The sequence below is a fragment of the Gemmatimonadota bacterium genome (assembly GCA_009838845.1).
Taxonomy (GTDB): Bacteria; Latescibacterota; UBA2968; order UBA2968; family UBA2968; genus VXRD01.
Genome location: VXRD01000151.1, coordinates 1 through 24,514, shown reverse-complemented (window position 1 = coordinate 24,514; position 24,514 = coordinate 1). Strand labels below are relative to the sequence as shown.

26 protein-coding genes are annotated in these 24,514 nt (G+C 50.9%); 18 read left to right on the top strand and 8 right to left on the bottom strand.

Going from position 1 to position 24,514, the window contains the following annotated elements; translation table 11 throughout:
* Positions 1-545 (bottom strand): hypothetical protein (locus tag F4Y39_21365; GenBank protein MYC16284.1); only part of this gene is annotated, 545 nt, incomplete at its 3' end.
* A gap of 63 nt (positions 546-608) precedes the next feature.
* On the opposite strand from F4Y39_21365, the gene F4Y39_21360 reads away from it, so the two are divergent.
* From F4Y39_21360 to F4Y39_21330, 7 genes are read left to right on the top strand one after another with little or no spacing between them, the layout of a single operon-like run.
* A complete protein-coding gene (locus tag F4Y39_21360; protein MYC16283.1) occupies positions 609-1,637 on the top strand; it encodes a TIM barrel protein in 1,029 nt (342 codons plus the stop codon).
* A 38-nt stretch (positions 1,638-1,675) separates the two neighbouring features.
* Complete coding sequence (locus F4Y39_21355) at positions 1,676-2,689, top strand: NADP-dependent oxidoreductase (GenBank protein ID MYC16282.1); 1,014 nt, start codon at positions 1,676-1,678, stop codon at positions 2,687-2,689.
* Entirely contained in the window at positions 2,679-3,968 is a 1,290-nt protein-coding gene (locus F4Y39_21350) for a sulfatase-like hydrolase/transferase (protein MYC16281.1), read from the top strand. The genes F4Y39_21355 and F4Y39_21350 overlap by 11 nt, the downstream gene beginning before the upstream one ends.
* Before the next feature lie 7 nt (positions 3,969-3,975).
* Positions 3,976-4,965: an aldo/keto reductase gene (locus tag F4Y39_21345; protein ID MYC16280.1), complete on the top strand. Its 990-nt coding sequence runs from the start codon at positions 3,976-3,978 to the stop codon at positions 4,963-4,965.
* Between the two features lie 13 nt (positions 4,966-4,978).
* Positions 4,979-5,686 carry a M50 family metallopeptidase gene (locus tag F4Y39_21340; GenBank protein ID MYC16279.1) on the top strand — a complete coding sequence of 236 codons (708 nt, stop codon included), beginning with the start codon at positions 4,979-4,981 and terminating at the stop codon, positions 5,684-5,686.
* A 20-nt stretch (positions 5,687-5,706) separates the two neighbouring features.
* Positions 5,707-6,432, top strand: a complete 726-nt coding sequence (locus F4Y39_21335; GenBank protein MYC16278.1) for a creatininase family protein — start codon at positions 5,707-5,709, stop codon at positions 6,430-6,432.
* Entirely contained in the window at positions 6,429-7,577 is a 1,149-nt protein-coding gene (locus F4Y39_21330; GenBank protein ID MYC16277.1) for an MFS transporter, read from the top strand. The genes F4Y39_21335 and F4Y39_21330 overlap by 4 nt, the downstream gene beginning before the upstream one ends.
* Here F4Y39_21330 and F4Y39_21325 read toward each other — a convergent pair.
* Complete coding sequence (locus F4Y39_21325) at positions 7,560-8,321, bottom strand: hypothetical protein (GenBank protein MYC16276.1); 762 nt, start codon at positions 8,319-8,321, stop codon at positions 7,560-7,562. The two genes, F4Y39_21330 and F4Y39_21325, sit on opposite strands and share 18 nt — an antisense overlap.
* Position 8,322: 1 nt before the next feature.
* Positions 8,323-9,324 (bottom strand): NADP-dependent oxidoreductase, encoded by a 1,002-nt coding sequence (locus tag F4Y39_21320; GenBank protein ID MYC16275.1) that lies wholly within the window; start codon positions 9,322-9,324, stop codon positions 8,323-8,325.
* Between the two features lie 226 nt (positions 9,325-9,550).
* On the opposite strand from F4Y39_21320, the gene F4Y39_21315 reads away from it, so the two are divergent.
* From F4Y39_21315 to F4Y39_21300, 4 genes are all read left to right on the top strand, one after another.
* A complete protein-coding gene (locus F4Y39_21315) occupies positions 9,551-10,297 on the top strand; it encodes an energy transducer TonB (protein ID MYC16274.1) in 747 nt (248 codons plus the stop codon).
* A 99-nt stretch (positions 10,298-10,396) separates the two neighbouring features.
* Positions 10,397-11,368, top strand: coding sequence for an SMP-30/gluconolactonase/LRE family protein (locus F4Y39_21310; GenBank protein ID MYC16273.1), 972 nt, complete (start codon positions 10,397-10,399; stop codon positions 11,366-11,368).
* Between the two features lie 28 nt (positions 11,369-11,396).
* Positions 11,397-11,612 (top strand): DUF3311 domain-containing protein, encoded by a 216-nt coding sequence (locus F4Y39_21305; protein ID MYC16272.1) that lies wholly within the window; start codon positions 11,397-11,399, stop codon positions 11,610-11,612.
* Positions 11,609-13,054: a sodium:solute symporter family protein gene (locus F4Y39_21300; GenBank protein ID MYC16271.1), complete on the top strand. Its 1,446-nt coding sequence runs from the start codon at positions 11,609-11,611 to the stop codon at positions 13,052-13,054. The genes F4Y39_21305 and F4Y39_21300 overlap by 4 nt, the downstream gene beginning before the upstream one ends.
* Before the next feature lie 64 nt (positions 13,055-13,118).
* On the opposite strand, the gene F4Y39_21295 is transcribed toward F4Y39_21300, so the two are convergent.
* On the bottom strand, positions 13,119-14,342 hold the full coding sequence (locus tag F4Y39_21295) for a hypothetical protein (protein ID MYC16270.1): 1,224 nt from the start codon (positions 14,340-14,342) through the stop codon (positions 13,119-13,121).
* A gap of 182 nt (positions 14,343-14,524) precedes the next feature.
* Here F4Y39_21295 and F4Y39_21290 point away from each other — a divergent pair, with 182 nt between their 5' ends.
* The 7 genes from F4Y39_21290 to F4Y39_21260 are packed head-to-tail and all read left to right on the top strand — an operon-like array spanning position 14,525 to position 21,113.
* Positions 14,525-15,319, top strand: coding sequence for a hypothetical protein (locus F4Y39_21290; GenBank protein MYC16269.1), 795 nt, complete (start codon positions 14,525-14,527; stop codon positions 15,317-15,319).
* Between the two features lie 47 nt (positions 15,320-15,366).
* Positions 15,367-16,188 (top strand): hypothetical protein, encoded by an 822-nt coding sequence (locus tag F4Y39_21285; GenBank protein ID MYC16268.1) that lies wholly within the window; start codon positions 15,367-15,369, stop codon positions 16,186-16,188.
* Positions 16,146-16,949: an isochorismatase family protein gene (locus tag F4Y39_21280; GenBank protein ID MYC16267.1), complete on the top strand. Its 804-nt coding sequence runs from the start codon at positions 16,146-16,148 to the stop codon at positions 16,947-16,949. The genes F4Y39_21285 and F4Y39_21280 overlap by 43 nt, the downstream gene beginning before the upstream one ends.
* The gene (locus F4Y39_21275; GenBank protein MYC16266.1) at positions 16,946-18,394 is read left to right on the top strand and encodes a sulfatase-like hydrolase/transferase; all 1,449 of its coding nucleotides are present in this window, start codon (positions 16,946-16,948) and stop codon (positions 18,392-18,394) included. Before F4Y39_21280 ends, F4Y39_21275 begins: the two co-directional genes overlap by 4 nt.
* 7 nt (positions 18,395-18,401) lie before the next feature.
* Positions 18,402-19,130: a sulfite exporter TauE/SafE family protein gene (locus tag F4Y39_21270; GenBank protein MYC16265.1), complete on the top strand. Its 729-nt coding sequence runs from the start codon at positions 18,402-18,404 to the stop codon at positions 19,128-19,130.
* 17 nt (positions 19,131-19,147) lie between these two features.
* The gene (locus F4Y39_21265; GenBank protein MYC16264.1) at positions 19,148-20,134 is read left to right on the top strand and encodes a Gfo/Idh/MocA family oxidoreductase; all 987 of its coding nucleotides are present in this window, start codon (positions 19,148-19,150) and stop codon (positions 20,132-20,134) included.
* A 10-nt stretch (positions 20,135-20,144) separates the two neighbouring features.
* Positions 20,145-21,113: an aldo/keto reductase gene (locus tag F4Y39_21260; GenBank protein MYC16263.1), complete on the top strand. Its 969-nt coding sequence runs from the start codon at positions 20,145-20,147 to the stop codon at positions 21,111-21,113.
* 70 nt (positions 21,114-21,183) lie between these two features.
* Here F4Y39_21260 and F4Y39_21255 read toward each other — a convergent pair whose 3' ends face one another.
* The 4 genes from F4Y39_21255 to F4Y39_21240 all read right to left on the bottom strand — a co-directional run bounded on the left by F4Y39_21255 (position 21,184) and on the right by F4Y39_21240 (position 24,498).
* Positions 21,184-21,531, bottom strand: coding sequence for a hypothetical protein (locus F4Y39_21255; GenBank protein MYC16262.1), 348 nt, complete (start codon positions 21,529-21,531; stop codon positions 21,184-21,186).
* Between the two features lie 75 nt (positions 21,532-21,606).
* Positions 21,607-22,593 (bottom strand): aldo/keto reductase, encoded by a 987-nt coding sequence (locus tag F4Y39_21250; GenBank protein MYC16261.1) that lies wholly within the window; start codon positions 22,591-22,593, stop codon positions 21,607-21,609.
* Positions 22,594-22,599: 6 nt separating this feature from the next.
* The gene (locus F4Y39_21245; GenBank protein ID MYC16260.1) at positions 22,600-23,979 is read right to left on the bottom strand and encodes a sulfatase-like hydrolase/transferase; all 1,380 of its coding nucleotides are present in this window, start codon (positions 23,977-23,979) and stop codon (positions 22,600-22,602) included.
* A gap of 27 nt (positions 23,980-24,006) precedes the next feature.
* Positions 24,007-24,498, bottom strand: coding sequence for an RraA family protein (locus F4Y39_21240; GenBank protein MYC16259.1), 492 nt, complete (start codon positions 24,496-24,498; stop codon positions 24,007-24,009).
* Between the last annotated feature and the right edge of the window lie 16 nt (positions 24,499-24,514).

Genomic DNA, 24,514 nt, shown 5'->3' with positions numbered 1-24,514 from the left:
CCTTTAGATCCCCCACGCCAACCACCCCCGTGAACCCATATCACCACGGGCACAGGAGATGATGTATCGGGAGGAAGATAGAGATCGAGGGGGAGTTCTCTTTCCCCAACCCGTCCGTAGATCAGATCTCGGTGGACAGTTACACCTTCTGGAATATTCACGGTATTCCTCCGTCGGTTGTTGCGATAAAAAATATCTTCTTCGAGTGTGACAAAGCCATCTTTATCTGTGTCAATTCGCTCAAACAGACGGCGTTGTCGTTCGGGAAATTCCTCTCGTGACAATTTGCCGTCTTTATTTTTGTCATTGCGCGCAAAAAAACGCTCCGCCGCGCTCTGGAAGCGGTTTTCAGCTTGCTCCTGAGCAAAAAGAGGTGATATGAACAGCAGGATGACAGCGAGAATTTTCCAACAGGTCATAGCAGAGCCTCCTTGTATGCGGAGTAGTGATCGCCTTTTATCATTGTCAATATATGCAAGAGCACAGCTTCTCAAAAGCCATTTAGAGCGCGCTTCTGGCGATGGATTTTTTATAGCATGTCGCATCCGGTCTGCATATATTGGGCAGCGTAAAAATGGCAAAAACACCAACAGCGAAAGGAAATAGTCATGCTGAGAATTGCTATCCTGGCACCGCCACAAGCCAGTCAGAGGTGGACACTCATGAAACAATGCGGAGTCGAAGGCGCGGTTGGAGGCATAACACTGCGCCCAAAACCGGACGCAGAGCCAGAAGAACAGCCCTGGAGTTACACATCGCTGGCAAAAGCAAAAGCCGCTTATGAAGCCGCCGGAATACCCCTTGAAGTCATTGAATCGCGGCCACCTATGGAAAAGATCAAACTGGGATTGCCCGGACGAGACGAAGAAATTGAGGTGGTCTGTGAACTGCTTCGGAACATGGGCAAGCTCGAAATCCCCGTGTGGTGTTATGCGTGGATGCCCATTCTGGGGGTCATGCGCACATCCCGATCCATTTCATCTCGGGGCGGCGCGCATGTAAGTGGATTTGATCTCAATGCCCTGGCATCGCAAGGCGATCCCGCCGAGCGTCCCATACACAATATCGACGGCGTACCAATAGCCGAGCAAGAGATCTCCGGGGGAACCGTGACAGAGGAACAACAGTGGGCCAACCTGAAGTATTTTCTCGAGCGCATTGTACCCGTGGCCGAAGAGGCCAACGTCAAACTGGCCCTGCATCCCGACGATCCACCGCTATCGCCCATCCGCGGCATTGCGCGCATTATGAGCAACGTAGAAAACTACCAAAAACTCGTTGACCTCGTACCGAGTCCGATGAATGGCATTGGGCTTTGCCAGGGCAATTTTACACTGATGACAGACGATTTGCCCTCGGTCATCCGGCACTTTGGCGAACAGAAAAAAATCCATTTCTTACACATCCGCGATGTCGTTGGTCAACCCGATAAATTTGAAGAAACATTTCACGACGATGGCAAAACAGACCTCGTCGAATGTTTGCGCGCGTATCGAGACATCGGATTTGACGGCGTGTGCCGCCCAGACCACTATCCCAAAATGGGAGATGATCAATTTGGCGACGAACAAGGCATCGCGCGGCTATTTGCCGTCGGATATTTGAAGGGCATACGAGAAGCGGTTTATGCAGAATAAAATATCCAAACCACCGAAAAATCAGGAGCACTATTTCTATGGCAGAGAAAAATATTCAAATTCGATTGGCAGCGCGTCCAGTCGGATATCCCAAAACATCCGATTTCTCAATTGGAGAATCGCCCATTCCCGAACCCGGCGAAGGGGAACTGCTCTTGAAAACGCAGTACCTCTCCGTTGACCCCTACATGCGCGGGCGCATCAATGACCGGAAATCCTACGCGCCAAATGTAGAAATTGGTGCGGTTATGATTGGGCGGAGTGTAAGCGAAGTAATCGCATCCAACCATTCTGAGTTTCAGCCCGGAGATATTGTCTGGGCAGATCACGGATGGCAGGCTTACGCGGTCTCTTCAGTACAGGGCCTCCGAAAAATAGATCCTTCACTGGGACCCATTTCAACCGCACTCGGCATTCTCGGCATGCCGGGATTGACAGCCTATTTTGGCTTACTGGAAGTCGGCAAACCCAAAGCTGGCGAGACCGTCGTGGTTTCGGCAGCCGCCGGTGCTGTGGGATCGCTGGTCGGGCAAATTGCAAAAATCAAAGGATGCCGCGCCATTGGCATAGCTGGCAGCGATGAAAAAGTGGGCTATGCCATTGACGGTCTGGGTTTTGATGGCGCATTCAATTACAAAACCACAGCGGATTACCGCGCCGAATTGCAACGCTTATGTCCCAATGGCGTCGATGTGTACTTCGACAACGTGGGCGGAAGCATTACCGATGCGGTTTTTTCCCTCATGAACATGTGGGGCCGAATTTCCGTTTGCGGACAAATTTCACAATACAACCTCATCGAGCCGGAAATGGGACCCCGGATGATGGGCGGCTTTATTGGCAAGCGGTTGCACATGCAGGGATTCCTGGTGGGCGATTTCGCAGATCAACACGCCGAGGGATTACAGCAGATGTCGGTCTGGCTAAAGGAAGGCCGGCTCAATTACAGGGAAGATATTGTCGAGGGATTGGAAAACGCGCCACAGGCATTCATCGGCATGCTGCGAGGTGATAATATTGGTAAGCGATTGGTGAAATGTAATGGGAGTTGATATGGCACAAAATGTATCACGCAGAAATTTCTCAGGATCAGTTGGCAGCGCGGCTACCGCAGAGCCTCCCAATCTGCTATTCATCTTAACGGACCAACAGCGCCGGGATGGCGTGGGATGTTATGGCAAAAAGGGCATTATAACACCCAATCTGGATCGGTTGGCATCGGACGGAATGCGATTTGACAGAGCTTATGCCGCACAACCCGTCTGCGCGCCAAATCGCGGCACAATTTTCTCGGGCCTTTATCCGCACAATCACGGCGTGCTCGAAAACACATGGGATATAGATCCAGAAATACCGCTTTTTCCCGATTTCCTCAAAGCTGTGGGGTATCGGTGTGCCTACTTTGGCAAATGGCATCTGGGAGATCCATCGAGAGACGCCTGGGAGACAATGCCCACATACCCCCGCGATGGCCGTGGGCAAGGACATTACTACACAATCGACGGCAAAAAAGTGTATCAAACGGATGTGCTGGCACAAGACGCCATTGATTTTATTCGCAAAGATGACGCGCGTCCATTCTGTGCTTATGTATCCTATTATCCCCCGCATCCGCCTTATTCTGTCCCCGAAAAATACGAAGCACTTTATCAAAAACTCTACCCCGAGGACGAAAAACGGCGCAAATACTACGCGATGTGTACAGCGATTGACGATGCAGTTGGCGACCTGTTGAAAACACTCGATGACAGTGGAATAGCAGAAAATACCCTCGTCGTCTTTACCTCCGAACACGGTCACCTCTTTGACCACCGGTGGAATGACCACAGCAAACGCCTCTGTTATGATACTGTCGCGCGCATCCCCCTGCTCATGCGATTTCCTTCAGCGATTTCCAGTGGCGAAATCGACGAATCCCTCATCAGTTCGGTCGATTTGATACCGACGATTCTCGGCCTCCTGGGATATGTAGTCTCCGAGGGCCTCGATGGTATAGACCTCAGCGATTCAATTCGACAGGGTGGCAAAACAGGACGCGAGGCACTTGTCATAGTAAATACGCCCTTTATCGATAAAAAAGGCGAAGGCCCCAATCAGCCCGAACTCGATAAAGGAGAAGAGCGGTGTGTGGTATCAGGCGATTGGAAACTGATTTTGTCAACTGTGCGAAAACCCGAACTGTATCACTTGCCCAGCGACTCGGGTGAACGTCAAAATCGCTGGCAAGAAATGGCAAGCTCTGAAACCGTTGCAAATTTAAAAACCCACCTGCAAGCCTGGGCAGACAAAACAAGAGATAAACTCGCCCCAATTTTATTGGCGAAAATATGAATAATTAATGGGAGCACATATTATGGAATATGTCAATTTTGGTTCAGCAGGTGTGAAAGTAAGTCGGCTGGCACTGGGTCTGGGATTTCGCGGACAGGCAGATGAGGCAGAAGGGCAAAGGGTTATTGAGCGGGCGATAGACCTGGGCATAAATTTGATCGACTGCGCCAATACCTATGGTCCCGGTGATGATCGCACGCATATCGGGCGTTCGGAAGTCGTGTTGGGCAAAGCCTTGAAGGGCAAACGAGACGATGTGGTAATCACCTCCAAAGTATTTAGCCGCATCGGCACAGGACCAAATGATCAGGGTCTATCCCGCTATCATATCATGCGGGAAGTAGAGCGCTCGCTGAACCGGTTGGACACTGATCACATCGACGTGTATCTCGTGCATAACTTCGATGAGTCGACACCGATTGAAGAAACCGCACGCGCATTGGACGACCTGGTACATCAGGGCAAAGTGCGCTATATCGGGTGTTGCAACCATTCGGCATGGCAAGCGTGCAAAGCCCTCTGGATTCAACACACATTGAATCTGGCGCCTTATATGTGCATGCAAAATCCATACAATCTGCTACACCGCGCATTGGAGCGAGAAATTTTCCCCTTTGTGCGAAGCGAGGGCCTGGGAGTAATGGTTTACAGTCCATTAGCCGTGGGACTATTGAGCGGATTTTACAAACCCGACGCACCACCTCCAGAAGGTTCACTATGGGCAAAACGCCGAATGGACCAATACGAAACCATGATGGCGGGCGCAGAGGGAAAAGTGCTAACAACCCTATTTGATATCGCAGATGAACTGGACAAAACACCGGGACAAGTCGCCCTATCCTGGGTCCTGTCGCATCCCGAAGTGACCGTGGCAATTACAGGTGGCGACACCATCGCGCATTTAGAGGACAATATCGGGGGCGTGGGATGGATTCTGGATGCCGCATTGCGAGATAAATTGGACGCCGTTTCCGTAAATCTGGAATCCGGACGATAGGTTTGTATTGGCAATGATCATAATAAGAACATTCTGGCTGCATCTGCTATTGGCAGTTATCGCTCTGGCATTGTGGGACACGCCATTCGTAAAACCATTTCGCGTATTTGTGGTCTGGATACACGAAATGGGTCATGCGAGTATGGCGATTGCAACAGGTGGTGAAGTAGAGGAACTGCGCGTACGGTGGAATGAATCGGGGCATGTGATCAGCCGAGGGGGAATATTTCCACTCATCAGTTCAGCGGGTTATGTGGGATCGGCCATTCTCGGTGCATTGCTGATTTACACGGGTCGATGGCTGGGCACGCAAAGAATATTGCTCGGATTGATCGGTGTTCTGCAAATTGGAATGGCTGCACTGTACACACCATTTGGGGCACTCGATTTCTGGTTTGGCGCAACCTGCGGTCTCGTACTGATTGTCGTAACGATTCGATTTGGTCGCTTATCCCATGTGTTGGCAACGTGGGTTGGTATTGTCTTGTGTTTGTACAGTTTGTACGATTTTCGCACAGATTTGTGGATGCAGACAGAACGCACCGATGCGGGAATATTGGCGCGGTATTTCGGCATAGAGATATTGGCATATCCAATTGCATTTGTTTGGGCTGCTATTTCGATTTATTTCATGTACAGGGCGATGAGGGGATTAATTCAGAGACGTAATGGCACAGAGGCATCATCTAACCAGACCGCGGAGTATTATTCACAAGATTAATTAACATAAGGAGAAACGCGATGAGCGAGCAAGTTCTGCTGGCAAAATTGACGCGACGCGAATTTCGGGAAGCACTGGAACGCGGGGAATTTCAAACGGCGATTATTCCGGTAGGAAGCAACGAGCAGCATTTAGAGCACCTGGCAATGGAGCACGATACCGCTTCGTCAACCCATGTCGCGGTGGAGGCCGCCAAACGATTGTATCCCCAGGTAATTGTCAATGTACCGATGGCCGTAGGCATCTCCGAACACCACATGGTACACAAAGGAACCGTGACAGCCAAACCCGGGTCGTGGCTGGCCGTGTTATTCGATGCCGTCGAAAGTCTGGTGCGCCATGGCGTAAAAAATGTCATTGTGCTAAATGGTCACGGCGGCAATGTAGCTCCCTTGCGGGGCATATTTGGTCAATGGCGGTTGTTTTTCAAGATCGACCGCCCCGACGTAAATCTGCAATGGACTTCTTACTGGGATCTCATGTCAAAAGATGTGGCCGAACAAAATTTAAAAACAAAACGCTATCCGGGACACGCACAGGAATTTGAAACGGCATTCGCGCTGGCACTGTGGCCCGAAAACGTGCGCCACGATGCAATGCAGGATCAAGTAGATAAGGAACCTCTGGAAGCCACCGCAGAAGCCGGTGCAGCACTCGTGGAAGATGCAATAACACAGGTAACGGCATTTACGCAGGCATTTATCGACGGCGAGCATCGCGGAGAAAATGTCGAACATCATCCATGATGCAATCGTCACAGGCTGTTGTATTCATTGCACTGGCTACGGCATTTTCACTGCTGGGCGACCAGATGCTGTACTCCGTGTTGCCAACGCATTATGCCGAAATTGGGTTGATGCCTTATCAGGTTGGCCTCATTCTCTCGGTAAATCGCTGGGTGCGCCTGATAACGAACACCCTGGCCGAAAAATTGTGCCAGCGCTATAATCTGACGGCTTTGATGACAGGCTCCCTGATTCTCGGAGCCGTATTGACAGCGGTTTACGGCGTTGTCACCTCCTTCCCCATCTTGCTTATCGCGCGCATGCTATGGGGATTATCCTGGTCATTTATACGCCAGATTGGTTTGATGACCGTAGTAGATACCACACCGCCATCTATGATCGGTCAGAAAATGGGATTTTACAACGGCGTATCGCGCCTCGGGTCGGTGGGAGGCAATTTTTTAGGCGGGCTGGCTCACGACATCATTGGATTTACACTCACACTCTTTTTATTCGCCATCATCTCGTTGATAGGAACACCCCTGGGATGGATCGCGCGACGCGCTGTTTTCGAAAAAAATATAAATAAAGAAGGCGTCGAGGACTCGGGCTGGGTACCCAAATTAATGATTTGCGGATTTGTGATCGGGTGCGTTGGACCGGGCATTTTAATGTCCACCCTGGGGGTGGTCCTCGTCGAAACCGTGGGCACATCTCTGAACCTGTTGGGTATGGCCATTGGCGTAGCCACATTAAACGGTCTGTTGCTATCTTCACGGTGGATTGCCGACGCGCTCGGTGGTCCTTTTCTGGGCCATATCAGTGATCGGTTGGGACGGCGGTGGAGTGCAGCCATTTATTTTGGCACCGGGACATTAGCTCTGTTCTCGGCATCAATCACATCCAATACGGGATTGTTGATCTTGTGCGTGGTCGTGTTCTTCCTGTGCGGTGTTGGCGCAACAGTAGTCATGCACGCCGAGGCGGGAATGCGCGGTTCGCGTTCTGTTGCGGGATACGTAACAGCATCTGATCTCGGCTCCGCAACAGGCCCTATGCTCGGATGGATGACACAGCAGGTACATTTGCCATCGGACTGGATTTTTCTCATTGGCGGTGGAATATATGCCATCGGCGCACTGGTAATTTCATCCAAGCCCCCATAACTGCTTCCGATCATCGGACCAATCCTCCCAGCCTTCAATCACGTACTTCAGCGCCTCCATATCGCGCTTGCGCCCCCCGCTCGGGAAATAATTCCACGCCATCGCACGCCTTGGACCAGCCGCCGTCTTCACACCCGTCGCATGCCAGCAACTCGGCGTCCACACCAGCGTCCATCGCGGATCCAGAATCACTTCTACCTCGCGGGGATGTGAGGCAAATAACAACTCGGGCATCTCATCGTGCTGCCCGGTCGCAAGTTCGATTTGTCGCAATTCTTCGATGACTTCCTCCAGGGGTCTAACATGTGTACCGGGCAATACGCGCAACGGCGCATTGGATGGATCGTGCCTGTCCAATGCCGTACGCATCGACACCTGCCGTACATCTGGTCCCCCATCCGCGTGCCAGTGAACCTGCTGACGCAAACGCCCATCCGCCGAAACAATTTTCGACGCATCGCCCAACCCACACGCGCCCACATGCACATCTTCACACCCCAAAATGCGCCGTGCCATACCCACAAATTCCGGGCGCTCCACCGCCTGCAACAACGGCTCGCCCACCATAAAAAACTGACAAGCCCCCCGGTTAAAACCCTCTGCCCACTCGGCCTTTGACCACCCCGGTTCAACCGCTCGCTGGCGCCGGTCAATCTCGAACATAGCATCATCGTCCAGCGGATTTGGAACAAAAAAGAATCCATTGCGATGAAAATGTTCAATCTGATAATCTGTCATACCCATCTTACTCCGCCACCTTTACTACGCGCTTGCCAGTATTCCCACCCTGCATCATATCGATAAATGCCTCAGGGGCATTCTCCAACCCCTCCCAGATATCTTCCCGATATTTAATCCGCCCTTCATTGACCCAAATAGCCATCTGGTTGAGGGCCTCGGCGTGCTGGTCTTCAAAGTCAAAAACCAGAAAACCGCGCATCGTCAATCTTTGAGAAATAAAGTACCACATCATCCGCGGCCCCTGTTCTGGAGCGGTCAAATTGTATTGCGATATTTGCCCGCAAACAGAAATACGACCACGCACATTCATCAGGGGAAAGGCCGCATCGGAAACTGCGCCACCCACATTGTCAAAAAATACGTCAATGCCATCGGGACACTGGCGTTGCAATTCGGCACTGTAATCATCGACCTCCTTGTAATTGAAAGCGGCGTCAAAACCCAACTCGTCAACCACATGGGCGATCTTTTGATCCGACCCCGCCACACCCACAACGCGACAACCCACGATTTTGGCAATCTGCCCCACAATTGATCCCACAGCACCCGCAGCACCCGTCACCAGTACAGTCTCGCCTTCTTTGGGCTGCCCAACTTCCAGCAATCCAAAATACGCCGTAAGCCCGGGCATCCCCAACACTCCTAAAGCCGTTGATACAGGTGCAAGATCTGGATTGACCTTGCGCAAATTCGATCCCTTAGACACGCCATAAGCCTGCCACCCGATTTGCGCCTGGACAATATCGCCAACCTCAAAATTGGGATCATTCGACGCGATCACCTCCCCCACCGTGCCGCCCACCATCACATCGCCAATTTGCACATTTGCCGCATACGATGCCCGATCATTCATCCGCCCGCGCATATAGGGATCAACCGACATAAACAGCGTTCTCGACAACACCTCGCCTTCCCCCGGTTCTGGAATAGGCGTTTCAACAAACTTAAAATCCTCCGGCACGGGAAACCCTTCAGGACGTGCAGCAAGCGTAATCTGACGATTCATCTCTTCCTCCAATGATTTTTGTCATAACCCAAATATCCCCTCTATATTACAATCCATAGCTTCAAAATACAACTGGTTTGATACGGATTCGTCTGGACAAACGCCACAGACTCATATAAATTGTTGCTCCATGTCCCCCATCTACATCAGTGGAATTGGAACTTTCTCTTAAGTTAAAAATCTAAAGTACGCCTGCATACAGCACAGTTCATTAAATGGGAATCGCATGAACCTCGTCCAGATCAGATTTGGGAATACGTTAAGCGGTCAAATTTATCAGGCGCGCCAGACGCAGCGCGAATTTCAAAAAAGACTATCTGCCCAGCCCTGCGATGTTCAGATAGAGACGCGCACAAAAAAGCCTGATGCTGACTTAAAGTTGCCCTATTGGCCGAACATGATGCGCGCGAGCTTGTTGAATCTCATACTCTTCATCGCCGTTTTTGGACTCTATCCCGAATACCATCCCACCGTACATCTGACGCAATCGGTCCCCAAAATTCTCAGAGTTGATATTCCCGAAACCAGTCAACAAAAGCGCCCACCACCGCCACCGCGCCCTCAAGTGCCCCTGGCAGTTGAAGGCGACGAGGTCCCTGAGGATGTGACAATTGAATCAACCGAGTTGGACCTCGACAAAATATTTATACCCAATTTAGCAAGCACAACGGGAACAGACTTAGACGAACCGCTCGACTATATGGAGATCGACTACAAACCACATCCAAGCCGAATTGTCACGCCTGAATACCCCGCCGAAGCGCGAAAAAAGCGCATTGAAGGCAAAGTCACGGTCAAAGTGCTGGTTGACAAGGTAGGCAATGTAGAAGACGTCCAGTTTATTCACGGCCCAGAAATGTTCAGGAAAGCGGCATTAGACGCAGCGTGGCAATTTCGATTTCGCCCTGGGAAACACCAGGGAGAACGCCGCAAAGTCTGGATGATCATGCCAATAGAATTTTCGTTGGATTAGATCCCCTCCTTCCATCTCCTCTTCTACCCAATCGCAGCGTAGCCCTTTCGCCATACGCCCCTTGTACGCGCAGGCATCAAACACCTCTAAGGAGAAAAAATGTCCGATTGGAAAACCCGTCCGTGGGACGGCAGTCCTGTTCCCTATCCCGATCCCGCCATTGAAATTCTGGACGCGCGCTTTGAAAAATACGCCATTGGCAACGCCGCGGTCGAGCGTCTCTGTACTGGCCTGCGCTGGGGCGAAGGCCCGGTGTGGTTTGGAGACGCGCGTTGTGTGCTCTTCAGCGACATACCCAATAATCGCATTATGCGCTGGGACGAAAGCGATGGCAGCCTCAGCGTCTATCGCCAACCTTCCAATTATTGCAATGGACACACCCGAGACCGAGCAGGCCGTCTGATTACCTGTGAACACGGCACGCGCCGCGTCACCCGCACCGAATACGACGGAACCATCACCGTGCTCATCGACAGCTTTGAGGGCAAGCCTCTCAACGCCCCTAATGACGTCACCGCGCATTCCGATGGCAGTATATGGTTCACTGATCCAGGATACGGCATCATGCTCGACTACGAAGGTCACATTGCCGACTATGAACTGCCCATCAGCGTCTATCGCCTCGATCCCACCACGGGAAATGCCACAGTCGTTGCCGATGATTTTGTGCGCCCCAATGGACTGTGTTTCTCTCCCGATGAAAAAATTCTCTATATCACCGATACCGGCTCCTCTCATGGCCTGGGAGGTCCCGCGCATATTCGCGCTTTTGATGTCGAAAATGGCCGCCTCAAAAACAGTCGCATCTTTGCCGACATGGCGCCCGGATTCGCCGATGGCATTCGCTGCGACATTGACGGCAACCTGTGGAGCAGCTCGGGCTGGGGCAATCCCGAAGATAACGGCGTCAAAATTTTCGCGCCCAATGGCGACCTCATTGGCAAAATTCACCTGCCCGAAGTGTGTTCCAACCTCTGCTTTGGCGGACAAAAGAGAAACCGCCTCTTCATGACCGGCGGGATGTGTTTGTACTCAGTGTACGTCGAAACAAAAGGCGCGCAGAGGCCGTAATATCGAGCAAAACAAAAAGGATAACATTATGTCACGACAAACAAAAATCTGGCCCCTGAGTGTTTTGCTCGTCCTGCTAATTCTATTTTTTAATATCTGGATGTGGGATAACGACACACTAATCCTGGGATTGCCAATCAATTTGCTTTACCACATCGGCCTGTGCGTCCTGACCACACTCTGTATGCTCGTGATTGTACGCCTGGCCTGGCCCCATCATTTAGATATGGAGAATCGGGAATGATTATTGCGGTTGTCGCAATTTATCTGGGGCTGGTTATAGTGGTCGGCACCCTGGGACATCGGCTGTTTCGCAATACCGCAGAAGATTACTTTGTCGCAAGCCGAACCATTGGCCCTGTAGTCCTGCTGATGACACTGCTGGGCACCAATCTAACGGCATTTACAATGCTGGGAGCATCCGGAGAAGCCTATCGCCTGGGGATTATCGTCTTCGGTTTGATGGGCGCGAGTTCGTCTATTCTGATTCCATTTCTCTTTTATTATCTCGGCACAAAAAGCTGGTGGTTGGGCAAACGGTTTTCTTATGTCACCCAAATCCAAATGATCCGGGACCGCTATACATCCCCAGCACTGGGAACGCTCTTATTTGTCGTCGCAGTGTTGTTGATGCTGCCCTACATCCTTATAGGGGTCAAAGGCGGGGGCGATGCGCTCGCGGCAATCACGCGCGGTGAGTGGCCGAGTTGGGCAGGTAGCTTGCTCGTATGTGGAGTGACATTTCTGTACGTAACCTATGGCGGGATGCGAAGTACAGCCTGGGCAAATACCTTTCAAACAACGGTATTTATTCTCGTAGGCATCATTGCCTATCTCGTCATTATGGACCACTACGGCGGGATCGGTAAGGCTATGGCAACGCTGCGCGAGACGCACCCCGAATTTGTGGTTTTTGGCAGCGGCTCTTATACCGTATTCAAAATACTCTCCTATCTCATGCTACCCATCAGTGTTGCGGCATTCCCCCATATTTACGGCCATTGGCTCTCCGCCCGAACCGCGCGGTCATTTCAAACGCCCATTGTATTCTATCCCCTGTGTATCGCCGCCGTGTGGGTGCCCAGCGTCACCCTGGGAATGGTCGGTCGCATTGATTTTACGGCGCCGCTGAACGGCCCCATTCTGATTGAATTGATTCTGGCACATACGGGCGGCGTGCTGGCAGGATGCCTGGCGGCAGGTGTTTTTGCGGCAATTATGTCTTCGCTCGACTCCCAAACCCTTGCCCTGGGCGCAATGTTTACCGAAGATATTGTGCGATTTTACGGTTTTGACGATCAATTGTCAGAAAAACAGCAGGTCTTGTTCGGGCGTCTATTCGTCGCTGCATTCCTCGTATTGGCCTTTGTCGCGTCGCTATTTACAACGCGGTCAATTTTTGAACTCGGTGCCTGGTCACTCACGGGTTTTGCGGGACTGGTACCCGTATTCGTCGGCGCACTGTACTGGAAGCGCAGCACAAAGCAGGGCGCAACTGCAGCAATCCTGAGTGTAATTGGTCTATGGCTATTTTTTTATGCAGATTCCCTGAATGTAGAAGGAGCGTACAGCATTGGTGGAACCGGCTTAATCCCCGCCGGCATTATCGTCCCTGTTTCCGCGCTCATCCTCATCCTCGTATCTTTCGCCACCACACCACCTCGCGATGCAGATCGATTCTTTTAAAATTGCATAATACAGCCCGCAACACAACAGGACATCTCTATAAAGAAATGTCCTGTTTATTTATCTACTCAACAAATGGCCCCTCCTCTTCCAGCCGTTTGTGAACGCGCTCAAAGTCGGGAGACTTGCCTCTGACGAGGCGTTCGCAATGGATACCGCGCAACGCGCCTTCTTCAAAACCAGTAAGATTTATAACATTGGGTTCCCCACGGGTATAATACTTGCGTCCATAAGGCAAGTGGAGCACGCCAATAACGTCGAGTTTGGGAATATGTTCGCGTTGGGCGGCCTGCTTGAGTTTTTCCTCATCGACCTCAACACCGAGTCCCGCACCCTCGGGCACGCGACAGAAACCCTCTGTCGGTAGCAGTTGCGACGTGGTAATATCGTCTTCATATTGATCGTCCAGGGTGATAATATGCGCTGTTGCCGTAGGCAAGACCGCCGCTTGATGCAGCGTAAAAGCCTTCATCAGGGTATTGCCCGATTGCTGAAGAAGCGTCTGGATATTGGCCTGACCGTAAGCAAATCCCTTTCGCATAGTATCGCCAATGCGACCGCCAATCATATAAATATCGGCAGTGCCGTGTAAAACCTCCTGCATGCCGCCGAGTTGAGGATTGTGCATAATAAGCGGCAGTTGCGTTTTTTGTCTCAATGTGCGCCAGCCATCAATATCGGCCCATGGCAGCGGGTCTTCAATAAAACCGACCACCGGATAATTGCGTTCGAGTTCGGCTACAATGGGAAGCACAACACCCATCGTGCGGTTGTGGTTGAAATCCCAGTGGAGCTTAAAGCCCTCTGGTGCGACCTCGGCAGCGGCGCGCGTTTGTTCAATAACATCATAACGTGCGTCGGAATGCATTTTGAAAATGCGATATCCCTGATCGGCAGCGCGCTGGATTTCTCCTGCAAACACTTCAGGTGAACAGGGCCGTGTCCACGCCGCCGCAGGCACCGCATCCCTCACCTTTTGCCCCAGGAGCTTATAGGCAGGCACTTCGAGGTACTTGCCCATGACATCGTAGAGCGCCATGCCAAGAGCCATATTGAAATTATTGTGCAGAAAGTCAAAGGGATTGCGCCCAATTAACGGCTCGATTTCCTCAGAAGCAATCGCAGAGCGGTCTTCGTAATCGCCATAGCCAATCAGCCCGTTATCCGTATGGATTTTGACCACCACATGCTGATCGATATCGTACATACGCGTGCGCCCGTGGTGGTTGTCGTAGCGTTTTGCCAAAGGCATCGCAATGGGAATAACTTCAATATCGGTGATTTTCATCTTAGCCTCCTATATGTGGGAATTGATAGTACATAATGAATGCAAGAAAATTAACTGTCAAGTAACTTCATCCCGCCCTGTCTTGATCGCTTGAATCTCTTTGGGGGATGATGTATGTTAGAGAGGTAAGGGACAAAGGACTGGGTGGACGAACGACTAACCACTAACCACTGGAGCAAACAATGCACCTGATTGCCAGGACAGGAGACGAGTTTCGCCAGTTCTGGAATGGCGAGCGAAATTTTCTTATCCATTCTGCGTTGTTCAAATTTGAAATGCCACTCATCCCCGCCGAAGAAGTTATAGATATTTTGCGGCGCGATTCCGAGGCGCGCATTCAATTTTTAGATGACAGCTTGAGCGACGCAGAACAAAATAATTTGATCGAAAAGTTTAAGGCTGCACCCATAGAAAAAGCCGTCGAAATGCCGATTAGTCTGGCGCATTTTCATCTGCAAAATTTTTATGGCGCAGGACAATTTCTCGAACACTTTCAAGAATGTGTGATGATTCCCTGGCGCACATTCCTCTCTCAACTCGGATTTACGTGGCAAAGATGTTATCCCATTATATTTATCTCTGGAAAAGGGTGCAGTTCGACCTATCACGCAGATTCTTCGCATGTACTCGCGTGGCAAGTTTATGGGGAAAAACACTTTCACGGGTTTTTGGAACCGGAAAAACGCGAACCTGTTCAGAAACTCGTGGAAAGTCGAACGGGTGTTACGCGCATTGACATCCCCCAAATAGATCCGGTAGATATTTTGACCTATGACATGCAACCCGGGGATTTGCTGTGGAACCAGTTATTAACGCCCCACTGGGTTGATGCGGGCGAAGATGAAGTCGCCATGAGCTTTAATATTTCTCATGGTGGAGTCGCCTATCGCGGTGAATTTTGTCCAAACGAACAGGTATTGCGCCAATACTGGGAAAAAAATCCCAAAAGCGCGTGGCTGGTTGATGTGAGGTATTGAGCGCGATTTCTTTTGTGATTTTTATGGCTTTTTCAACTGGATAACCCATGCGCGTTTTTGCCATTTCTGATTTGCACATCGATTACAAGGAAAACCATCGGTGGGTGCAGCGGCTTTCCAATTGCGATTTTACCGATGATGTGGTGATTGTGGCCGGAGATGTAACTGACCGCGCCGACCCGATGCGCGATACCCTGTGCGAACTGAAGCAAAAATTTGCACGCGTTTTTTTTGTACCGGGCAATCACGATTTGTGGGTGAGGCCCAATGAGCGATGTGACTCGTTGGAGAAATTCCACGCGCTTATGGCTTTGTGCAACGTGTTGGACATAGAAACCTCGTGGGCGCAATTGCCGGGTGTACAAATTGTACCGCTTTTGTCGTGGTATGAAAAACCCGAAGAAAGTACCGACAGTTTGTACGTGCCCCAGGAAGGAGAAGACGCAGCCTTGCACATGTGGGCGGACAACCGTCTGATTCGCTGGACCGAAGGTGAGCGACCCATTGCACGCTATATGCTCGCCCAAAATACCGCGCCTGTTCAGGGCGATGGGCCAGTCATTACCTTTAGCCACTTTTTGCCCAGACGGGAGTTGATCTTTGGCAGGTCCCATTCCGCTCCCCGCCCGCGCCCATTGACGAGCGCGTCGAATTTCAATTTCAGTCGGGTGGCTGGCACAAGGGCCTTAGATCGCCTATTGCGAAAACTCGGTTCATCAATTCACATATACGGTCATCAGCATCGCAATCGGTGTCGAGAAATCGAGGGTGTGACGTATATTTCTCATTGTCTGGGCTATCAGCGCGAAAGACAATTGGGGGTGGTATGCGGGATGGACGAGGGGCCTCGGTTGGTGTGGGAAACCTGATCTTTGATATGGAGGGCACCATGAATCTAACCGTGCAGCATCAGACCTTATTGTGGGACGACAGTGAACACACAGTTTGGGAAACAATAACAGAACGCGTCTATTGGCCTCCCGAGCAAACAGTCCTGTTATTATGCGATGTGTGGAACAACCACTGGTGTCGCGGTGCAGTCGAGCGATTGGAGGCAATGATCCCCCGCATGAACGCCGTTGTGCAAAGTGCGCGCAAGCAAGGTGTGACCATTATTCACGCACCCTCGGGCACGCTCGATGTTTATGCCAATACGCCTGCGCGGAGACGGGTATTGGATGTCCCACCCGTTGAACCGCCTGAAAATTTGGATCTCGCTGATCCCCCACTGCCAATTGACGATTCAGATGGTGGATCAGACACGGGTGAAGACCCTAAGAAAATCAACACGCAGGTCTGGACGCGACAACACGCGGGAATAGATATTGACCAGGAACGGGATATTATTTCCGATCAGGGACAAGAAATCTACAGCTATATGCAGCACCGGGAAATCGACAAAATGCTCATCATGGGTGTGCATACCAACATGTGTGTGCTGCATCGCACATTTGCAATCAAACAAATGACGCGCTGGGGTATTCAGGTCGCGCTAATTCGAGATTTGACCGACGCGATGTACAACCCCGCAAAGCCGCCTTATGTGAGCCATGAAGCGGGCACGCAATTGGTAATCTCGTTTATTGAAAAATTCTGGTGCCCAACAATTTTAAGCAATGATTTGCTATGAGGTATGCGATGATTAAACGACCCAATATCTTATTTATCACAACAGACCATTTGCGGTATGATACGCTGGGATGCACAGGGGATCGCGTCATACAAACGCCTGCGATTGATGCCTTATCTGAAAAGAGTACGCGATTTTCAAAATGCTTTGTGCAAAATCCCGTGTGTTCACCATCGCGTGCGACATTCATGACCGGGCGTTATCCCAAAAATCACGGCGTAAAATGGAATGGGTCAAAGCTCAACGAAAATGAAATTACAATGGTAGAAGCATTCAAAAATCAGGGCTATACAACCGCCAGCGTGGGCAAACACGGCATTGGGCAGCAGCGTTTTCAACAGATACTCGACCACATGGACGCCATGGGAATACGGCGGGGATGGAAAGAGCGCGCAGATGGAAATTATACAGTCACCGATCCCAATCCATTTGAGCAATATGTTCGCGACCGGGGATACGAGTATAAAACGGGATACGCCCTGCCCAATTTTCGCAAAAACCTCGGCGCCGTGCCATCCGACCTCCCCGAAGATTGCCACATCGATGCCTATGTGGGAATGAAAAGTATTGAATACCTCGAAGGCCTGGATACGGGCAATCCCTTTTTCTTATGGGTGGGATTCTACGGACCTCATCACCCTTATGTTCCCTCTGGGCGCTTTGCAAATATGTACGATCCCGATGCGATGCCACCCTTTCGACGTGCAGAAAACGACATTGCAAAAAAGCCGCCCGAATACGGTTTGTATTTCAAAGCAGAACACCACAAATACCGCGGATTTGACCAGGCTTCCGACGAGACATTTCGCAAGATGAAGGCGGCGTATTACGGCATGGTCTCGCAAATTGACCATCAAGTGGGTCTAATCCTTGAAACACTTGAAAAGAAAGGCATAGCAGATGAGACCATCGTGGTCTTTCTATCGGACCACGGTGAATTTTTAGGCGATCACGGTATCCCGGCCAAAGCGCCATTTCTCCTCGACTGCATGTTACATATACCGTGTTTTATCGCTATACCCGGTCGTGCAGGCAGCGACTGCGACGCCCTGATCGAAACCGTGGATCTATTTCCCACAATCGCGCAGCTATCGGGTTTTGACGCACCCGAATGCGTGCAGGGCACGGATTTATCACCGCTGATGAATGGCGAACAATCGGAAATACGAGACGTAATTTTTGCCGAAGCGGTCGATAAACGCTGCATCCGCACGCGGGAATGGAAATATATTCACTACCCGGCAAAAAATTACGGCGAGTTGTACAATTTAATCGACGATCCCTTTGAATTGGACAACTTATACGATACACAGCCGCAAAAAAGGAAAGAGATGACGCGGGCTTTTTACGCCCACATGGATACAACCGAAGATTTCATCCATCCACGTTATGATCGCTTTACCGCCAAACAGGGCGAGCCTGTGACGCATTATATGACCTGGTGATAAGTGCATGGAGATAGCGGATTGGTTTTTGATTGGGGCGGCGTGTATAACATCGATGATCGCAGCTATTGGCGGCGTTGGCGGCGGCGTTGTACTCATTGCGATTATGCCGGGTTTTCTCCCCTCAGCAGCGATTATCCCGGTTCACGGACTGGTGCAAATTGCCAGCAATTTGAGCCGCGCGCTCATTGGCCTCAAGCATACCGAATGGCGTCTTGTGGGGCAATACGCAATCGGAACAGTGATTGGCGCCGTGTTGGGTTCTCGTTTTATTGCCGACATTGAATGGGATACCATGCCCCTCTTTTTGGGTATTTTTATTTTACTCATTACGTGGATGCCCAAATTTTCTCGCACGCCCGATATACCCGCAAAATTCACACTTCTGGGTGCTTTTCAAACGGCATTATCCCTTTTTTTCGGTGTAAGTGGTCCGCTCAATATGCCATTTCTCTTGCGAGAAAACCTGCCCCGAGATCGCACGGTAATCACGCATTCGGTACAGATGGCATCGAGCCATGCGATGAAAATTTTGACATTTGGGTTTTTGGGATTTGTCTTTGCACCCTATTGGAAATTGGTCATTGGCATGATCGCTTCGGCATCGCTTGGATCTTATCTGGGAACCCTGATTCGCGGACGCGTACCCGAGCACTATTTTCGCGTACTTTTGAGATGGTTGATAACCCTCCTCGCCTTACGCATGATTTTATACGTTCTGTATTTCACCTCATAATCAAAAGAGGATAAACAATGGGTAATATTTTCCGCTGGGGCATTATCGGTCCCGGTAGTATCGCACACAAGTTCGCCACGGGATTGCGCGCCCTCGACGATGCACAAATCGTCGCTGTGGGATCGCGCAGCCAGGATCGCGCCGACGCCTTTGCCGATGCGTATGATGTACCCAATCGCCACGCCTCTTATGAAGCACTCGCCGAAGATCCAGAAGTCGATGCTGTTTATGTGGCAACGCCCCACCCCTTTCACAAAGAGAACAGCATCTCATGCCTGAAAGCGGGCAAGCCCGTGTTGTGCGAAAAACCATTTACAATCAACCAGCACGAAGCCATAGAAGTTATCGAAGTCGCCCGCGGCGAAGGCGTATTTTTGATGGAAGCCATGTGGACCCGTTTTTTGCCCATCACCCAACAGGTAAAGACGTGGGTCACAGACGGCGCAATTGGCGAAGTGCGGATGTTATACGCCGATTTTGGATTTCGCGTCCGTATCAATCCCAAAGGACGCTTATTCGATCTCGCACTCGGCGGCGGTGGCCTGCTCGATATCGGCATCTACCCCATCTCTTATGCGTCCATGATCTTCGACACACAACCCGCCACCATTTCGAGCCAGGCGCATATTGGCGAAACAGGAGTAGATGAACAGGCGGCTATAGTATTTGGCTACGACAAAGGGCAACTCGCATTGATTTCATGCGGCGTGCGAATCAAGACCCCGCACGAGGCAAAAATCCTCGGCACAGATGGCATGATCACCGTACCGCGGTTTTGGGATGGACGCACGGCAATCCTATCTACAGGCGACAAAGAAGAAGAGGTGACACTGGAATGCGCTGGCAATGGATACGAGTGTGAAGCTGCCGAAGTGGCCCGCTGCGTAAGAGAAGGCAAGCTGGAAAGCGATCTCATGTCACACAATGATACACTTGCCAATATGCAGACCCTGGACGCGATTCGAGAACAATGGGGATTGAAATATCCGATGGAAAGGAAATAATATTATGCCAATGGAATACGGCACAATTGAAGGAATGAACAAAAAAATTTCGCGCATTTTACAAGGTACAATGATGTTGCGCGAAGACGACCTGCAAGGATCATTTGACCTGTTAGACGGCGTGTGGGCACTCGGTGTCAACGGCTTTGACGGAGCATATATTTACGGCGGCGGGCAGTGTGAACGCGTTTTGGGGCAATGGCTTGACGAGCGCGGCCTGCACGATGAAGCCGTCATCTTGACAAAGGGTGCACACCACACCGGGAAGAAAAATAAAGTCACCCCGCATGATATTACAGCCGATCTGACCACGTCATTGGAGCGTTGCCGAACGAATTTTATCGACATCTATGTATTACACCGCGACGATCTCAATGTCGAAGTTGGACCGATAGTAGAAATATTAAACGAACACAAAGCAGCGGGTCGAATCGGACTATTTGGCGGATCGAACTGGACAGTGCCGCGCATTCAAGAAGCCAATGAATACGCATATAAGCACAACCTGGAACCATTTACCGTGAGCAGTCCCAATTACAGCCTTGCAGAACAAGTGAAAGAACCCTGGAGAGGCTGTATCAGCATCAGTGGGCCCAACAACGAGGCGGACCGCGCGTGGTATGCGGAACAAAACATGCCCCTGTTTACCTGGTCGAGTCTCGCACAGGGATTTTTCTCAGGCAGATTCACGCGCGAAACCATTGAAGACTACAAGGCAAACCTGCCCGGCTCTTGTGTTGAAGCCTATTGTTACGAACAAAATTTCAAACGCCTGGACCGCGCGGGAGAATTGGCAAAAGAAAAAGGGCTAACCGTGCCACAAATCGCGCTGGCATTTAACCTGAATCAGCCCCTGAATCTCTTTTCACTCATCGGCGTATTCCATCCCGATGAGTGCAAGGCCAATATCGAAGCCCTCAACTTAAAACTCACACCAGAAGAACTCAATTGGCTGGACTTAAAACGCGACGACCGATGAGAGATATAGAAAAATAAAAGGCCGATGGACATTGCCCATCGGCCTTTTATTTTGATGGTATTGTACTACCTCAAATCTTTTGCCGCATCCAACCGCGCTTGACTTCGGGCTGTCTGCGAAATCCCTTTTGCGGTTTGGTACCCGTTGCCCCCATAGCCTGTTGACGCTTGTGATGGCCTTCCCACTGGCGTTGTGCGCGCTGGCCGTCACTTGAAGACAGCCACGCATCCAATTTTTCTTTCGATACGCCCTTTCCCGTCACAATGCCCCCTTTTTGAAATGCCTGTCGCCTGCGCTTGCTTTCGCCCCGCGAGCATCCCAATTTTCGGGCCATGTGCTTGTCGTCTTCGCCAGCAGCCAAAAGATCTGCAAAGGTGCGAAAAAATGTTTCTGGGTCGTCAATCTGAAGATGAGCCATGAGAGCCTCCTGATCTTTTCTAACGTAGCGTATCTAAAAAATGAGACAAATACGAGTAAAATTTGTTTCGCAAAACTACCGCATCCTCGACTCCGACATCCACATATCGGGATTATTGCCGAGTTTGTCTTTAACACCTTCTGTAACTTCAGATAAGCGTTGCAATATATCTTCTGACAATGCGAGATCAACCGAAGGGAGATTCCATAGTACTTCATCGGGATTTCTCGCGCCCACCAGAAGCGATGTAATACCGGGTTGTTGTAGTGCCCAGGCAAGGGCAAGCTCTGCCATTGTCACACCGGCTTCATCGGCAACAGTGCGAACTTTTTTCAGCGCCTCAAACACTTCGGCCTCACAGCCTTCTTCACCGTGTCTGGCCATGGGGCGGTCATCCGAAAACAGGCGGGTTCGCGCCAGACCATCTGGCACATCATCCGCAGAGACATAACGTCCGGTAAGCAACCCCTGCATCAGCGGGCTATAACAGATAATACCAATATTGTTTTCCAAACATATCGGCTGAATCTCGCGTTCAATAACGCGCCAGAGCAAGCTAAAGGACAACTGATTGGTAACAATATCGGCAACAGCGAGCAAGTCGCGCAAATCGCCGCAGGCAAAATTACAAACGCCAATAGCCCGAATTTTTCCCTGATCGCGGAGACGCTGAAGCGCGCTTGCTGTTTCTGCGATGGGAATATTGTGATTGGGCCAGTGAATTTGGTATAGATCGATATAATCTGTTTGCAGACTTTTCAAGCTCTGTTCACAGGCTCTGGGCAAATCATCGGAAGAAAGATGACCGCCGCCAACTTTGGTGGCGATCACCGCGTCTTGCCGACGACCTTTGAGACCCTGTCCCAGCACGCGCTCGGATTTGCCATAGCCTTCTGCCGTATCAAAAAAGGTAATACCCGCATCGAGTGCGGCATGCACCGTCGCGATAGACACATCGTCGTCTTGCTCTCCCCAAACATCACCACCAGCAAAAGGCCAACAGCCCAGAGCAATAACAGAGACATCGATATCCGTACCGGGCAGTTTGGTGTATTTCACGATTCCCTCCTACCGATACCAGGTGCCTTCTAAATAACGCGCTGAGAGACGGCGAGACAATTCGCGCCGTACCTCTGGCTCCTGTTCGGCAATATTGTGTTCTTCTGTCGGATCTGCAATCAAATCGTAGAGTTCCGTAACATCGTTGTAGTTCTCGACCAATTTGTACTCCCGCGTACGGATACACCTGAAATTTTGTATGCCACTCACGGTTTCCGTGCGGTGTTCCTCTGCCTCTCCGCGAAGCACCGCGCCAATTGATCGCGCATCGATATCCGAAAGCGGAGGCACGCCAGCGAGATCACATATCGTTGGATTCATGTCAATGAGTTCAACAAGAGCATCTGAGACGCGACCGCCTTCAATACCGGGACCCGCAACAATGAGCGGAACATGTACCGATGCTTCGTAAGGCACGCTTTTGGTGTACAAACCGTGATCGCCCAGCATTTCTCCGTGGTCACTGGAAAAGATGACATACGTATTGTCAGCCATCCCCCGCCGTTCTACTGCCGCGAGCATCTCGCCGATCTGATCGTCAATAACTTCAATTGCCGCGCAATATTGCCGTCGGGTCTCTGCAATTTTTTCTGGGGTCATATCTTTGATGCGATCTTTTAAGTAAGCGGGTTTACCCGGCAAATTTGCAGGCGTGGCGGGTGGCATCTCGGCATCGCGGTACTTCTCGCCGTATTCGGCTGGCGGATCAAAAGGATCGTGAGGTCCCACAAAGCTCACAAATAAATGCCAGGGAAAATCCCCGGGAATATTCTCAATCCACTCGACAGATCGCTGCCCAATATACACATCCTCAAAAGCTTCGGTAGGTAAGACCGAATCGTGACAGGAAGCGTGATAACCCTCTTTGGAGCGACGGGTATAATCATCGACAAAAGCACCGAGCAACCCTCTTTCCTCCAAAAAGTGGTTATAAGGACCCTGCGGTGTTTTGGAATGCCCAGCGTGCATTTTGCCCTCGCATTCGACCGGATGGGTAAAGCCCCACATATACGTAGCTGGCCTATCGCCATCGCGTCCGTTGTACCCATCGGGTTTGGCCAGATCGAGCTTGCCCACACAACCCACGTAATAATTGTAATCGCGCAATTGCTGGTAATAAGTCGGTTGGCTGCGAGGCAAGAAGCAATTGTTCCCAACGCAACCGAGGCGCGAGGGCTGCATGCCAGAAGCCAGTGCAATGCGCGAAGGCGCGCAAACAGGGCAATTTGTCGTGCATTGGGTAAAATGCACCCCCTGCTTTGCCAGGCGGTCAATATTGGGTGTGCGAACAAAATCAGCACCTGCACAGCCCATATAATCAAAACGATGCTGGTCGTCCATAATAAAGAGAATATTGGGTCGATCTGTCTGCGGCATAGTTATCTCCATAATATGAGGTTGTACTGCAGGTCAATCCTACGCGTCTAACAAATCTCTCGTAGCGATCAAAATACCGTCTTCATCGGCGTAGAGATAATCGCCCGGAAGAAAGGCGACACCGGCAAAAGCAAGAGGCGTATTTTGGCGTCCCTTGCCTTCTTTTCGGCTGCGGCGCGGCACAGAAAAGCGCGCCTTGACACCTATATCGATTTTCGCAATTTCAGAAACATCGCGCACACCGCCATTTATGACAATCCCCGACCAGCCGTTGTCACTGGCGATTTCAGCGACCATATCCCCCAAAAGCGCGCACCACATCGAACCCTCGCCATCGACGACGAGAACGCGCCCCTCGCCCGGTGTTTCGAGTATCTCGCGCACCAGCACATTGTCTTCGCAAACTTTGACCGTGGCAATCGGACCGCAAAATGCCATCACACCGCCATAGTCGTTGAATATCGGCTCGGCAACTTGAAGTGCCGGGTCGGTTTCGTGTTCATCGCACAAATCAGTGGTTTTGAAAGCCATTAATCACCTCTTAAAT